The 12306-nt window shown below is 59.1% G+C and carries 16 protein-coding genes; 6 read left to right on the forward strand and 10 right to left on the reverse strand.

Going from position 1 to position 12306, the window contains the following annotated elements; translation table 11 throughout:
• Positions 1-8: 8 nt before the first annotated feature.
• On the forward strand, positions 9-737 hold the full coding sequence (locus ALTER154_RS17940; RefSeq protein WP_160089108.1) for a DUF4198 domain-containing protein: 729 nt from the start codon (positions 9-11) through the stop codon (positions 735-737).
• A gap of 56 nt (positions 738-793) precedes the next feature.
• Here ALTER154_RS17940 and hisC read toward each other — a convergent pair whose 3' ends face one another.
• The 10 genes from hisC to ALTER154_RS17990 form a co-directional block, all read right to left on the reverse strand.
• Complete coding sequence (hisC, locus tag ALTER154_RS17945) at positions 794-1846, reverse strand: histidinol-phosphate transaminase (RefSeq protein WP_160089110.1); 1053 nt, start codon at positions 1844-1846, stop codon at positions 794-796.
• Between the two features lie 60 nt (positions 1847-1906).
• Entirely contained in the window at positions 1907-3217 is a 1311-nt protein-coding gene (gene hisD, locus ALTER154_RS17950) for a histidinol dehydrogenase (RefSeq protein WP_160089112.1), read from the reverse strand.
• A gap of 124 nt (positions 3218-3341) precedes the next feature.
• Positions 3342-3977 (reverse strand): ATP phosphoribosyltransferase, encoded by a 636-nt coding sequence (gene hisG / locus ALTER154_RS17955; protein WP_090255484.1) that lies wholly within the window; start codon positions 3975-3977, stop codon positions 3342-3344.
• Between the two features lie 4 nt (positions 3978-3981).
• On the reverse strand, positions 3982-5247 hold the full coding sequence (gene murA, locus ALTER154_RS17960; RefSeq protein WP_090255485.1) for a UDP-N-acetylglucosamine 1-carboxyvinyltransferase: 1266 nt from the start codon (positions 5245-5247) through the stop codon (positions 3982-3984).
• A gap of 12 nt (positions 5248-5259) precedes the next feature.
• Entirely contained in the window at positions 5260-5499 is a 240-nt protein-coding gene (locus ALTER154_RS17965) for a BolA family protein (protein WP_090255487.1), read from the reverse strand.
• A 121-nt stretch (positions 5500-5620) separates the two neighbouring features.
• The gene (locus ALTER154_RS17970; RefSeq protein WP_160089114.1) at positions 5621-5929 is read right to left on the reverse strand and encodes a lipid asymmetry maintenance protein MlaB; all 309 of its coding nucleotides are present in this window, start codon (positions 5927-5929) and stop codon (positions 5621-5623) included.
• Positions 5926-6558, reverse strand: a complete 633-nt coding sequence (locus ALTER154_RS17975) for a phospholipid-binding protein MlaC (RefSeq protein ID WP_160089116.1) — start codon at positions 6556-6558, stop codon at positions 5926-5928. Before ALTER154_RS17975 ends, ALTER154_RS17970 begins: the two co-directional genes overlap by 4 nt.
• A gap of 14 nt (positions 6559-6572) precedes the next feature.
• A complete protein-coding gene (mlaD, locus tag ALTER154_RS17980; RefSeq protein WP_090255493.1) occupies positions 6573-7043 on the reverse strand; it encodes an outer membrane lipid asymmetry maintenance protein MlaD in 471 nt (156 codons plus the stop codon).
• The gene (gene mlaE, locus ALTER154_RS17985) at positions 7043-7840 is read right to left on the reverse strand and encodes a lipid asymmetry maintenance ABC transporter permease subunit MlaE (protein ID WP_090255496.1); all 798 of its coding nucleotides are present in this window, start codon (positions 7838-7840) and stop codon (positions 7043-7045) included. The genes mlaD and mlaE overlap by 1 nt, the downstream gene beginning before the upstream one ends.
• Complete coding sequence (locus ALTER154_RS17990; protein ID WP_160089118.1) at positions 7840-8649, reverse strand: ATP-binding cassette domain-containing protein; 810 nt, start codon at positions 8647-8649, stop codon at positions 7840-7842. The genes mlaE and ALTER154_RS17990 overlap by 1 nt, the downstream gene beginning before the upstream one ends.
• A 246-nt stretch (positions 8650-8895) precedes the next feature.
• Between ALTER154_RS17990 and ALTER154_RS17995 the strand changes: the two genes are divergently transcribed.
• Genes ALTER154_RS17995 through lptB form a run of 5 tightly spaced genes read left to right on the forward strand, consistent with a single transcriptional unit; the run spans position 8896 to position 12231 of the window.
• Positions 8896-9870 (forward strand): KpsF/GutQ family sugar-phosphate isomerase, encoded by a 975-nt coding sequence (locus tag ALTER154_RS17995; RefSeq protein WP_160089120.1) that lies wholly within the window; start codon positions 8896-8898, stop codon positions 9868-9870.
• On the forward strand, positions 9870-10397 hold the full coding sequence (locus tag ALTER154_RS18000; protein WP_160089122.1) for an HAD family hydrolase: 528 nt from the start codon (positions 9870-9872) through the stop codon (positions 10395-10397). Before ALTER154_RS17995 ends, ALTER154_RS18000 begins: the two co-directional genes overlap by 1 nt.
• A 7-nt stretch (positions 10398-10404) precedes the next feature.
• Positions 10405-10974: an LPS export ABC transporter periplasmic protein LptC gene (gene lptC / locus ALTER154_RS18005; RefSeq protein WP_160089124.1), complete on the forward strand. Its 570-nt coding sequence runs from the start codon at positions 10405-10407 to the stop codon at positions 10972-10974.
• Entirely contained in the window at positions 10961-11503 is a 543-nt protein-coding gene (gene lptA / locus ALTER154_RS18010; protein ID WP_090255504.1) for a lipopolysaccharide transport periplasmic protein LptA, read from the forward strand. The genes lptC and lptA overlap by 14 nt, the downstream gene beginning before the upstream one ends.
• 2 nt (positions 11504-11505) lie before the next feature.
• Positions 11506-12231, forward strand: coding sequence for an LPS export ABC transporter ATP-binding protein (lptB, locus tag ALTER154_RS18015; RefSeq protein WP_090255506.1), 726 nt, complete (start codon positions 11506-11508; stop codon positions 12229-12231).
• Positions 12232-12306: the final 75 nt, after the last annotated feature.

Genomic DNA, 12306 nt, shown 5'->3' on the forward strand with positions numbered 1-12306 from the left:
ACCCCAGTATGCGTACCGTCAAACCCGCCATGCTTACCGCGCTGTTCGCCACCCTACTCGCCGGGCAGGTACAGGCCCACGGCCTGTGGACCGAACAGCGCCGCGGCCATATCGAAACCATCTACGGCCACGGTGCCGAGGACAACGCATTCAAGGCCGAGAAAATAAGCGGCGCCTGGGCCTATGACGCCGCCGGTAAGATGATTCCGGTGACCGTCCAGCGCCTGGAGGATCACGCCCGCCTGCAACCGCTGAAAACCCCAGCGGTACTTGGCGTGGCGCTGGATAACGGCGCCTGGTCACTGACCCCGGACAAGCAGTGGATCAACCAGGGCCGCAGCAAAGTGCCGAACTCGACCGAGTCGCTGCACACCTTCAAGTACAGCCTGGCGATTTACCAGGAAGGCGCCACGTTGCCGAAGCTGGATCAATTGAAGATGGTTATCCTGCCGGAAGTCGACCCACTCAAGGTCGGCCCCGGCAAGCCGCTGGCCGTACGGGTACTGGTAGATGGCAAACCGGCTGCAGGAGTTGAGCTGATCGGTGACTACCGTGGCGCGCCGCACCAGGTCAGCGCCACCACCGATGCCGACGGCCGCGCCCAGGTGCTGGTACGTAACGAAGGGCTGAACATCATCAGCGCGTCCATCGACCTGCCAGTCAAAGGTGACAAGGACATCGAGACGCGCGGCCTGTTTACCTCGCTGACCTTCCTCGGTGCAGCGCACCACGAGTAAGGCTTCGCAGATAACAAAAAGCCGGAGCAGTGCTCCGGCTTTTTTACGACTGCCAGTTAAAGACCTTGCAGCGCGTCCAGCAGTGCCTGGTTCTGCTCCGGCGTGCCGATGGTGATACGTAGGAACTGGGCAATCCGCTGCTGCTTGAAGTGACGCACGATCACCCCCTGCTCACGCAAACCGGCCGCCAGAGTCGCCGCGTCCTTGTCCGGATGGCGGGCAAACACGAAGTTCGCCTGTGATGGCAGCACCTCAAAGCCCAAGGCTTGCAGCCCGCTAACCACAGCGTCGCGACTGTCGATCACCCGCTGGCAGGTCTGCTCGAAGTACGCCTTGTCCTCGAACGCCGCCGCCGCGCCGGCAATCGCCATACGGTCCAGCGGGTAGGAGTTGAAGCTGTTCTTGATCCGCTCGAGCGCTTCGATCAGGTCCGGATGCCCCACCGCAATGCCGACCCGCAATCCGGCCAGCGAGCGCGACTTGGACAGGGTCTGGCTGACCAGCAGGTTGGGGTATTTATTCACCAGGCTGATCGCCGTTTCACCGCCGAAGTCGATATAGGCTTCATCCACCAGCACCACGGTATCCGGGTTGGCCTTGAGCAAACGCTCGATCGCCTCCAGCGCTAGCCCACAGCCAGTCGGCGCATTGGGGTTGGGGAAGATAATGCCGCCGTTGGGCCGCACGTAATCCTCAACGCGAATCTGGAACTGCTCATCCAGCGGCACCTGTACAAAATCGATGCCATAAAGGCCGCAGTACACCGGGTAGAAGCTGTAGCTGATATCCGGGAACAGCAGCGGCTGGCCGTGCTGGAATAGACCGTGGAAGGCGTGCGCCAGCACCTCGTCGGAACCGTTACCGACAAATACCTGAGCGGTCTGCACGCCGTAATAGTCAGCCACAGCCTGTTTCAGGCGGTCGCTGTTCGGGTCCGGGTACAGGCGCAGGTTGTCATTGACCTCGGCCTGCATGGCGGCGATGGCCTTGGGCGACGGACCATAGGGGTTTTCGTTAGTGTTGAGCTTGACCAGCTTAGCCAGTTTCGGCTGTTCACCTGGCACATAAGGCACCAGGTCTTTGACGAAGGGGCTCCAGAATTTGCTCATCTGCCCTTCTCTCCTCGAATTCGATTCTGGGGTGAGGCGCGCCTCGCGCGCCCTGAAAATTCAGTTCTTGATGCGGTATTCGGCGCTACGGGCGTGGGCGGTCAGCGACTCGCCACGGGCCAGCACACTGGCCACCTTGCCCAGTTCCGACGCACCCTCAGCCGAACAGTGAATGATCGACGAGCGCTTCTGGAAGTCGTACACCCCCAGCGGCGAGGAATAGCGCGCGGTGCCGGAGGTCGGCAGCACGTGGTTAGGGCCGGCGCAGTAGTCACCCAGGGCCTCGGCGGTGTAGCGGCCCATGAAGATCGCACCAGCATGACGAATCAGCGGCAGATATTCTTCCGGGTTTTCCACCGACAGCTCCAAATGCTCCGGCGCGATACGGTTGGCCACTTCAATGGCCTGAGCCATGTCGGCCACCTGAATCAGCGCGCCACGGCCTTCCAGTGAGGTGCGCGCAATCGTCTCGCGCTCCAGGGTCGGCAGCAGCTTGGCAATGCTTTCGGCGACGCGATCAAGGAAGGCGGCATCCGGGCTGACCAGGATCGACTGGGCGTCTTCGTCGTGCTCGGCCTGGGAGAACAGGTCCATGGCGATCCAGTCCGGATCGGTCTGGCCATCACAGACCACGAGAATTTCCGACGGCCCTGCGATCATGTCGATACCGACCTTGCCGAACACATGGCGCTTAGCCGTGGCCACGTAGATATTGCCGGGGCCGACGATCTTGTCCACCGGTGGCACGCTTTCGGTGCCATAGGCCAGTGCGGCGACGGCCTGAGCGCCGCCGATGGTGAAAACGCGATCAACACCGGCAATACAGGCGGCGGCGAGAACGATCTCATTGATCTCACCACGCGGGGTTGGCACCACCATCACCACTTCTGGTACGCCGGCGACCTTGGCCGGGATGGCGTTCATCAACACCGAAGACGGATAGGACGCCTTGCCACCCGGCACATACAGACCGGCGCGGTCCAGCGGGGTGACCTTCTGCCCCAACACCGTGCCGTCGGCTTCGGTGTAGGTCCAGGAATCCTGTTTCTGCCGCTCGTGGTAGCTGCGCACGCGCTCGGCGGCTTTTTCCAGGGCGCTGCGCTGCTCCGGTGTGATGCGGGTCAGGGCCAGTTCCAGACGCTCGCGCGGCAGAATCAGATCCGCCATGGACGCAACATCCAGGCCATCGAACTGCTTGGTGAACTCGACCACCGCCGCATCGCCGCGCTCACGCACCGCCTTGATGATATCCAGCACGCGCTGGTTGACCGCGTCGTCCGAGACACTTTCCCAGCTCAGCAGATGATCCAGATGCTGGGCAAAGTCCTGGTCAGCGGCATTGAGTCGGCGAATAGCGATAGGAGCGGTCATAGCGGGCCTCTTAAATTGGCAAATGCTCGGGCGTCGCTAGGCTACCAAGCCCACCGTATGGACGCCCGAGATAATTGGCTATGACACGGATAGGCAGACGCGGCGTAATGCCGCGTTGAGGGTATTAGCGGGGGTGTCGCGCTTCAACTGCATCGCGCAGGGTGTCGATCAATGCCTGAATGCGCGCGTGCTGCATCTTCATCGACGCCTTATTGACGATCAGCCGCGAGCTGATCATGGCGATCAGCTCCTGAGCTTCCAAGCCGTTGGCGCGTAGGGTGTTGCCGGTATCAACCACGTCAATGATCTTGTCGGCCAACCCCACCAGCGGTGCCAACTCCATCGAGCCATACAGCTTGATGATGTCGACCTGACGGCCCTGTTCGGCGTAATACCGTTTGGCCACATTGACGAACTTGGTGGCTACCCGCAGACGGCCTTTCGGCTCAGGTGCGCCAACAGCACCGGCGGTCATCAGCTTGCATTGGGCAATCCGCAGGTCAAGTGGCTCATACAAGCCCTGGCCGCCGTATTCCATCAGCACATCTTTACCAGCCACACCGAGATCGGCCGCGCCGTGTTCGACATAAGTCGGCACGTCGGTGGCACGCACGATCAGCAGGCGCACATCATCCAGAGTGGTCGGGATGATCAGCTTGCGACTTTTATCCGGGTTCTCGGTCGGCTCAATGCCCGCCGCAGCCAGCAGCGGCAGGGTGTCATCGAGAATCCGGCCTTTGGAAAGAGCAATGGTCAGCATGGTCTTAGCCCGGCACGCGGCGAATCTTCGCCCCCAGCAACTGCAATTTCTCTTCGATGCACTCGTAACCACGGTCGATGTGGTAAATGCGGTCGATCAGGGTGTCACCTTCGGCGACCAGTGCCGAGATCACCAGGCTGGCCGACGCTCGCAGGTCGGTGGCCATGACGGGCGCGCCCTTGAGCTTCTCGACCCCAGTGACGATGGCGGTGTTGCCCTCGACCTGGATCTGCGCGCCCATGCGGATCATTTCATGCACATGCATAAAGCGGTTTTCGAACACAGTTTCGATCACCGTGCCGGTGCCCTCGGCAATTGCATTGAGGGCAATAAACTGCGCCTGCATATCAGTGGGGAACGCCGGGTACGGGGCGGTACGCAGGTTGACGGCTTTCGGCCGCTTGCCATGCATGTTCAGCTCGATCCAGTCATTACCACAGGTCACTTCTGCACCGGCTTCCTGCAACTTGGAAAGCACGGCTTCCAAGGTGGTCGGATCGGTGTCTTTCACTTTGACGCGGCCGCCCGTGACAGCCGCAGCCACCAGGTAGGTACCGGTTTCGATACGGTCAGGCATCACGCTGAAACGCGCACCGTGCAGACGCTCGACGCCATCGATGGTGATGGTGTCAGTACCAGCACCGCTAATTTTTGCGCCCATGGCAATCAGGCAGTTGGCCAGGTCGACCACTTCCGGCTCGCGCGCGGCGTTTTCCAGCACGCTGCGGCCACGGGCCAGGGTCGCGGCCATCATGATGTTTTCAGTACCGGTCACACTCACGGTATCGAAGAAGAAGTGCGCGCCACGCAGACCGCCTTCCGGGGCCTTGGCCTTGATGTAGCCGGCCTCAACATCGATGATCGCGCCCATGGCTTCAAGGCCACGGATGTGCAGGTCAACCGGACGCGAGCCGATGGCGCAACCGCCTGGCAGGGCCACTTCGGCATAACCGAAGCGCGCGACCATCGGGCCGAGCACCAGGATCGAAGCGCGCATGGTTTTCACCAGCTCATAGGGCGCAACCAGAGTCTTGATCGCCCGCGCGTCGACTTCGACGCTGAGTTTCTCGTCGATGATCGGCTCGATACCCATACGACCGAACAACTCGATCATGGTGGTGATGTCGTGCAGGTGCGGCAGGTTGCAGATGGTGACTGGCGCGTCACCGAGCAGGGTGGCGGCGAGAATCGGCAGGGCAGAGTTCTTCGCCCCGGAAATGCGGATTTCGCCATCAAGGCGCACACCGCCGGTAATAATCAGTTTGTCCATGATTCTCTCGGTTTAGGAGCGCGCGGCCCAATCGGCACGGCTGAAGAATTTCATACTCACGGCGTGAATGCTGCCATCGGCGATCCAGGCATTGAGGTGAGCGTAGATCTGCTGCTGGCGTTTGACCGGACTAAGGGCGGCCAATTCGTCACTGATCAGGTTCAGCTGAAAGTTGCAGCCTTCGCCTTCAACTTCCACCTGGGTATCCGGCAATTTAGCCTCAAGGAGACTCTTTACTTCTAAGGCCTGCATGCTCAACCTCGATCAACGCATAAATTAACGACAGCCGAGCAGACGCTCGCGGGTCGAGCATCATACAAAAAAGCCCCCCGCCTGCGAACCCCGCATTACTGCCAGCCGACCGAAGCCTTGATCAGGCTTGCAGCGGAAGAATCTCCAGCAAACCGCAAACGCCAGCGATCTCGCGCATGTCCTTGGGCAGATTACTCACGCTCAGGGTCTTGCCGGCCGCACTGGCATCACGCATAAACGCCAATAACAGCGACAGCCCGACGCTGCTGGATTTCTCCACACCCGCGCAATCAATCACGCATGCCGCCGCCGGACTGACCTTGAGCAGGCGCGCACCGTGCTCACGCAGCGCCGGCGCGCTCAGGTAATCGAGCACACCGGTGAGGCTAAAAACGCCAGGTGACGCCTCACGGATACCGGCTTGACTCACGATGCATTGGCCCCTTGGCGGGCTTTGGCAACGGTCTCGGTCCAGTTGTCGATGACCTTGTCCAGGTCATTGCGATTGTCTTGCATGGCCTGGGCGAACTGATCACGGAATAACTTACCAACGTTAATGCCGTTGATCACCACGTTGCGCATCTTCCAGGTGCCATCGAGGCTGACCATGGTGTAAGACAGCGGGTAAACCACGCCCTTGCCGTCCTTGATTTCCATGTTTACCGAGGTGCGCTCAGGGTCCTGCTGGCCGCTGACTGGCAGCACGCGGATATCCTGGTTGTTGTATTCGAGCAAGGCGTTGCCATAGAACTGCATCAAGCTACGTTTGAAGTTCTCCTGAAAGCGCTGCATCTGCTCAGGCGAAGCCTGACGCGAGTAACGCACGGTCATCACACCACGAGAAATCCCGTCAACATCCACCACCGGGCCAAGAATGCTGTTCAGGGCGTTGTAAAACGCACCCGGATCGGTACGGTACTGCTCTTTGTTGGCCTTGAGGTCGGCTAGCAGCGTGGTGGTGGTCTGCTGCACCACTTCATGAGCGGCTGGAGCTGCCAACGCCTGGAATGAGATGGCGGCCAAGCAGATAAACAAACCGTTACGCAGCGTTTTGAACATAGTCAGCACCCCTCTTAATTTGCCTGGTCTTTGTTGACCGAATTCAGCAAAAACTTACCAATCAGGTCTTCCAGCACCAACGACGACTGCGTGTCGTGAATGGTGCTGCCATCACGCAGCACCTCTTCTTCACCGCCCACGCTAATCCCAATGTATTTCTCGCCCAACAAGCCCGCGGTCAGAATCGAGGCGGTAGAGTCTGCCGGCAAGTTATCCACAGCATCATCCAACACCATGGTGACGCGCCCCATATAGCTGTTGCGGTCCAGATCAATGGCGGTGACCTTACCAATCGTCACGCCAGCCATGGTCACTTTCGACCTGACCGTTAACCCCGCGATATTCTCAAAGTGCGCATACACCTTGTAGGTATTTTCACTGCTGCCAACAGTCAGGCCGCTCACGCGCAAGGCCAGCAGCAACAAGGCCAACAACCCAGCCAACAGGAACAAGCCGACACCCACTTCCAGCGTGCGGTTCTGCATCAGAAATCTCCAAACATCAAAGCAGTCAGAATAAAGTCCAGCCCCAGCACGGCAAGCGAGGCGTACACCACAGTTTTCGTGGTGGCACGACTAATCCCTTCCGAAGTCGGCTCACAGTCATAGCCCTGAAACACGGCAATCCAGGTCACAACAAACGCAAAGACCACACTCTTGATCACACCATTGAGCACATCCTCACGGAATGAAACACTGCTTTGCATGTTGGCCCAGAACGAACCTTCATAAACCCCCAGCCAGTCGACGGCGACCATCGCACCGCCCCAGATACCGACCACACTAAAGATCATCGCCAGCAGCGGCATCGAGATAAAACCAGCCCACAGCCGCGGCGCGACAATATATTTGAGCGGATCAACGCCGATCATCGCCAGGCTTGACAGCTGCTCGGTGGATTTCATATTGCCGATTTCAGCGGTCAACGCCGAGCCCGCGCGACCGGCAAACAGCAAAGCAGTGACCACTGGCCCCAATTCGCGCAGCAGTGTGAGGGCGACCATTTGCCCCACCGCCTGCTCGGAACCGTATTTGGCCAGAATGCTGAAGCCCTGCAGCGACAGCACCATGCCGATAAAGATGCCGGACACCACAATGATGGCCAGGGACATCACTCCAACCGAATACAGCTGCTTGATTAGTAGCTGAAAACTGTTACCGGTTGAGCCACGCCCCAACAGCGCACGCAGCAAAAACAGCACCGAGCGCCCCAGCGTGGCCACCACATCAATACCGGCGCGCCCGAACAGGCGCACCCGCTCGAGCACAGATGTCTTGCGCATCAGCGCCCCCCCAGAAGATCGTCGCGGTAATTGGCCGCCGGAAAGTGAAACGGTACCGGGCCATCGGGGATGCCCTGCATAAACTGACGCACGCGCGGATTATCCGACGCCATCAACTCAGCCGGAGTGCCCTGCCCCAGCACCTGGGTGTCGCCCACGATATAGATGTAGTCGGCAATACTGGCGGTTTCCGCCAGGTCATGAGACACCACAATGCTGGTTATCGCTAACGCATCACTTAGCAGGCGAATCAGTCGCACCAGAACCCCCATGGCAATCGGGTCCTGACCGACGAAAGGTTCGTCATACATGAGTATTTGCGGGTCCAGGGCAATCGCTCGGGCCAATGCCACACGACGCTTCATGCCGCCCGAGAGCTCATCCGGCATCAACTCCAGCGCACCACGAAGACCCACCGCCTGCAACTTCATCAGGACAATGTCGCGAATCATCTCTTCAGGGAGTTTGGTGTGCACGCGCAGGGGAAAGGCAACGTTCTCGAACACGTCCAGGTCGGTAAACAGCGCACCACTCTGGAACAGCACGCCCATTTGTTTGCGCATGTCGAACAGCTCACTGCGCGACAGCGTCGGCAAGTTCAGCCCATTGACCCAAACTTCACCCTGACTCGGCTTGAGCTCAGCCGCGATCAAGCGCAACAGCGTGGTTTTGCCACAGCCAGACGGGCCCATGATCCCCGTGACTTTGCCACGAGGAATCTGGATATCGATGTTTTTGAAAATATCCCGCTCGCCACGTTTGAAGCTGACGTTCTTCAGCTCAACCGCATACGGGTTCTCGGCGCTCATCTGGACTCCTTGCTCAACGCTTGCCTGACTGACGTATCGCCCCGAACAAAGGGCACTACAGATCGTCGAACGTACCGAAAATGGCCGCGAACTATACCACTGCGGCACTGACCGCCCAAGACTGAAGGTGTTGCCGAAGATAAGCACCGCACAACTGCAACCTGTCACGAACCACTCGAAATACTGGGCAGGCACACCTTTCTCGTTATAATCCCCAGCTTTTAGCCTGTTCACCGCAGAGACGTCATGAGCCAATCTACCGATCTGATTCAGTCAGCGCAGCGCACCATTCGCTTGGAGCTCGAAGCTATTCAGGATCTGCTGGCACGCATCAATGATGATTTTGTGCGCGCCTGCGAGCTGATTCTCGCCAGCAAGGGTCGTGTAGTGGTACTTGGCATGGGCAAATCCGGTCACGTTGGCAACAAGATTGCCGCCACCTTGGCCAGCACCGGCACCACCGCATTTTTCGTGCACCCGGCCGAAGCGAGCCACGGTGACATGGGTATGATCACCCGCGATGACGTGGTACTGGCACTATCCAACTCAGGCTCTACCGCAGAAATCGTCACCCTGCTGCCGCTGATCAAACGCCTCGGCATCCGCCTGATCAGCATGACCGGCAATCCAGACTCTCCTCTGGCCACTGCCGCTGAAGTCAACCTGGACGCCCGTGTGTCTCAGGAAGCCTGCCCACTGAACCTGGCGCCAACGTCGTCGACTACCGTGTCACTGGTTCTGGGCGATGCTCTTGCCGTAGCCTTGCTCGAAGCTCGCGGCTTTACCGCCGAAGATTTTGCTTTTTCCCATCCAGGCGGCGCACTGGGCCGACGCCTGCTGCTCAAGGTGGACAACGTGATGCACGCCGGCGACAGCCTGCCACGCATCAAGCGCGGCACATCGCTGCGTGATGCACTACTGGAAATGACCCAGAAAGGCCTGGGCATGACCGTGGTAACAGAGGATGACGGTCGCCTAGCCGGGATATTCACTGACGGCGACCTGCGCCGTACCCTGGACCGCAATATCGACGTGCGCCAGACCATTATTGATGACGTAATGACCGTCCACGGCAAGACTGCCCGCGCAGACATGCTGGCGGCAGAGGCCTTGAAAATCATGGAAGACCACAAGATCAGCTCACTGGTCGTTGTCGACGAAAACGATCTGCCCATCGGCGCACTGAACATGCACGACCTGCTCCGTGCCGGAGTGATGTGATGATCAATGCCGACCTGCTGCAACGCGCTCAAGCCATAAAACTGGCCATTTTCGATGTCGACGGCGTCCTCACAGACGGCAAGCTTTATTTTCTGGTCGACGGCAGCGAATTCAAGACGTTCAACACCCTCGACGGTCATGGCATCAAGATGCTGATCAACTCCGGAGTGCGCACCGCGATTATCAGCGGCCGCAAAACACCGGTGGTTGAACGCCGCGCGCAAAATCTGGGGATTCAACACCTCTATCAAGGCCGCGAAGACAAGCTGGTAGTTCTTGATGAACTGCTTGGTGAACTGGGCCTAGACTATGCACAGGTTGCATACCTTGGTGACGACTTGCCCGACCTGCCGGTGATTCGCCGCGTCGGCCTGGGCATGGCTGTCGCCAGCGCCGACAACTTTGTCCGCCAGCACGCCCATGGGATTACCCGCGCCCGCGGAGGCGAAGGCGCCGCCCGTGAGTTCTGCGAACTGATCATGCACGCCCAAGGCACGCTCGAAGCCGCCCAAGCTGCTTACCTATAGGCCAAACATGCCCCGCAAATTATTCAACGTTGTTCTGTTTGCCTTTGTCGCATTACTGGTAGCGGCGCTCGGCTATTGGAACCTCAGCCCTGACAGTTTCAACGAACAGCCTCAGTCAGCTGAGACCGACACCACCATCGACTTTTACGCCACCAACACCTACACCGTTCAATACCAGGCCGATGGCAAACTGCACTATGAGCTGAAGGCTGACAAGGTCGAGCACGTCAAGGCCAGCGACATCACCTTGATGACCAGCCCGAACATGAATCTGTTCCGCGGCGCCGAGTTGCCCTGGAAAATCCGTAGCGAGCGCGGTGAAGTATCGCCAGGCGGCGTTGAGGTCGAGCTGATCGACAAGGTACGCGTTGAGCGTACCGACGCCAAAGGCCGTCCGACTATTCTTACCACCAGCCGTCTGACCGTATTCCCCGAGAAGGAATATGCGCAGACCCAGCAAGCCGTTAGAATCGACGCGGCCAATGGGGTGACCACGGCACAAGGAATGAAAGCGTACATGAATGACGGCAGGATGCTCCTGCTGTCCAACGTAAGAGGTCAGCATGAGGCTCGTTAACACCCTCCCCCTACTACTCAGCCTCAGCGCCGCACTCGGAAGTGTCAGCGCCTGGGCCCTACCCTCTGATCGCGAACAGCCTATTCGCATCCAGGCTGACAGCGCGGAACTTGATGACAAGCAAGGCGTAGCGGTCTACCGCGGTGATGTCGTCATCACCCAGGGCACCATGAAGGTTACTGGCGACACCGTGACCATCACCCAGAATGCCCAAGGCGATGTCGAGGTATTTACCTCTGTCGGCAAGCCGGCCTACTACGAGCAACTGCCGTCAGCCGACAAGCAGATCGTCAAGGCCTACGGCCTGACCATTCAGTACTTCATGGCCAACGAGCGCGTCGTCCTGATCGATCAGGCCAAGGTGATTCAGGAAGGCAACACCTTCGAAGGCGAAAAAATCGTCTATGACACCCAGCGCCAGATCGTCAACGCCGGCCGTGCCACAGGCACCAACGTCACCGCGCCACGTCCGCGCATCGACATGGTGATCCAGCCGAAGAACAAACCAGCCGACCAGCAGGCGCAGTAATAATGGCCACATTGAAAGCCCAACACCTGGCCAAGAGTTACAAAGGCCGCCAGGTCGTGCGCGACGTCAGCCTGAGTATCGACAGCGGGCAGATTGTCGGCTTGCTTGGCCCCAACGGCGCCGGCAAGACCACGTGTTTCTACATGATCGTCGGCCTGGTACAGGCCGATCAGGGTCGCGTAATGATCGATGATCTCGACGTCAGTCATCAGCCAATGCATGGCCGCGCTCGCGCCGGCATTGGCTACCTACCGCAGGAAGCCTCGATTTTCCGCAAGCTCAGCGTCGCCGACAACATCATGGCCATCCTGGAAACCCGCAAGGATCTGGATGGCGCTGCTCGTCGCAAGGAACTTGAAGGCCTGCTGCAGGAATTCCATATCAGCCATATTCGCGACAACCTCGGCATGAGCCTGTCCGGTGGTGAGCGCCGCCGCGTGGAAATTGCCCGCGCCTTGGCGACTAACCCCAAGTTCATCCTGCTCGACGAACCCTTCGCCGGTGTCGATCCGATTTCCGTCGGCGATATCAAGCAGATCATCCACCACCTCAAGGCCAAGGGTATCGGTGTATTGATCACCGACCACAACGTGCGCGAGACCCTGGATATCTGCGAAACCGCCTATATCGTCAGCGATGGCCAGCTGATCGCAGAGGGTGACGCCGAGGCCATTCTGGCCAACCAGACAGTCAAAGAAGTGTACCTGGGGCATGAGTTCCGGCTGTAACCACCGCTTTTCTCAAGCCGACTGCAGCCAAGGCTAGGCAAAACCCTTAAAGTCAGGCATATAATTTGCTTCCTA

This window comes from Pseudomonas sp. 9AZ, from assembly GCF_902506525.1.
Taxonomy (GTDB): Bacteria; Pseudomonadota; Gammaproteobacteria; order Pseudomonadales; family Pseudomonadaceae; genus Aquipseudomonas; species Aquipseudomonas peli.

Excerpts from the sequence above, each read along its gene's own strand:
- ALTER154_RS17940 (WP_160089108.1), top strand. The coding sequence starts at position 9 with ATGCGTACCGTCAAACCCGCCATGCTTACCGCGCTGTTCGCCACCCTA.
- hisC (WP_160089110.1), bottom strand. The coding sequence starts at position 1,846 with ATGAGCAAATTCTGGAGCCCCTTCGTCAAAGACCTGGTGCCTTATGTG.
- hisD (WP_160089112.1), bottom strand. The coding sequence starts at position 3,217 with ATGACCGCTCCTATCGCTATTCGCCGACTCAATGCCGCTGACCAGGAC.
- hisG (WP_090255484.1), bottom strand. The coding sequence starts at position 3,977 with ATGCTGACCATTGCTCTTTCCAAAGGCCGGATTCTCGATGACACCCTG.
- murA (WP_090255485.1), bottom strand. The coding sequence starts at position 5,247 with ATGGACAAACTGATTATTACCGGCGGTGTGCGCCTTGATGGCGAAATC.
- ALTER154_RS17965 (WP_090255487.1), bottom strand. The coding sequence starts at position 5,499 with ATGCAGGCCTTAGAAGTAAAGAGTCTCCTTGAGGCTAAATTGCCGGAT.
- ALTER154_RS17975 (WP_160089116.1), bottom strand. The coding sequence starts at position 6,558 with ATGTTCAAAACGCTGCGTAACGGTTTGTTTATCTGCTTGGCCGCCATC.
- mlaD (WP_090255493.1), bottom strand. The coding sequence starts at position 7,043 with ATGCAGAACCGCACGCTGGAAGTGGGTGTCGGCTTGTTCCTGTTGGCT.
- mlaE (WP_090255496.1), bottom strand. The coding sequence starts at position 7,840 with ATGCGCAAGACATCTGTGCTCGAGCGGGTGCGCCTGTTCGGGCGCGCC.
- ALTER154_RS17990 (WP_160089118.1), bottom strand. The coding sequence starts at position 8,649 with ATGAGCGCCGAGAACCCGTATGCGGTTGAGCTGAAGAACGTCAGCTTC.
- ALTER154_RS17995 (WP_160089120.1), top strand. The coding sequence starts at position 8,896 with ATGAGCCAATCTACCGATCTGATTCAGTCAGCGCAGCGCACCATTCGC.
- ALTER154_RS18000 (WP_160089122.1), top strand. The coding sequence starts at position 9,870 with ATGATCAATGCCGACCTGCTGCAACGCGCTCAAGCCATAAAACTGGCC.
- lptC (WP_160089124.1), top strand. The coding sequence starts at position 10,405 with ATGCCCCGCAAATTATTCAACGTTGTTCTGTTTGCCTTTGTCGCATTA.
- lptA (WP_090255504.1), top strand. The coding sequence starts at position 10,961 with ATGAGGCTCGTTAACACCCTCCCCCTACTACTCAGCCTCAGCGCCGCA.
- lptB (WP_090255506.1), top strand. The coding sequence starts at position 11,506 with ATGGCCACATTGAAAGCCCAACACCTGGCCAAGAGTTACAAAGGCCGC.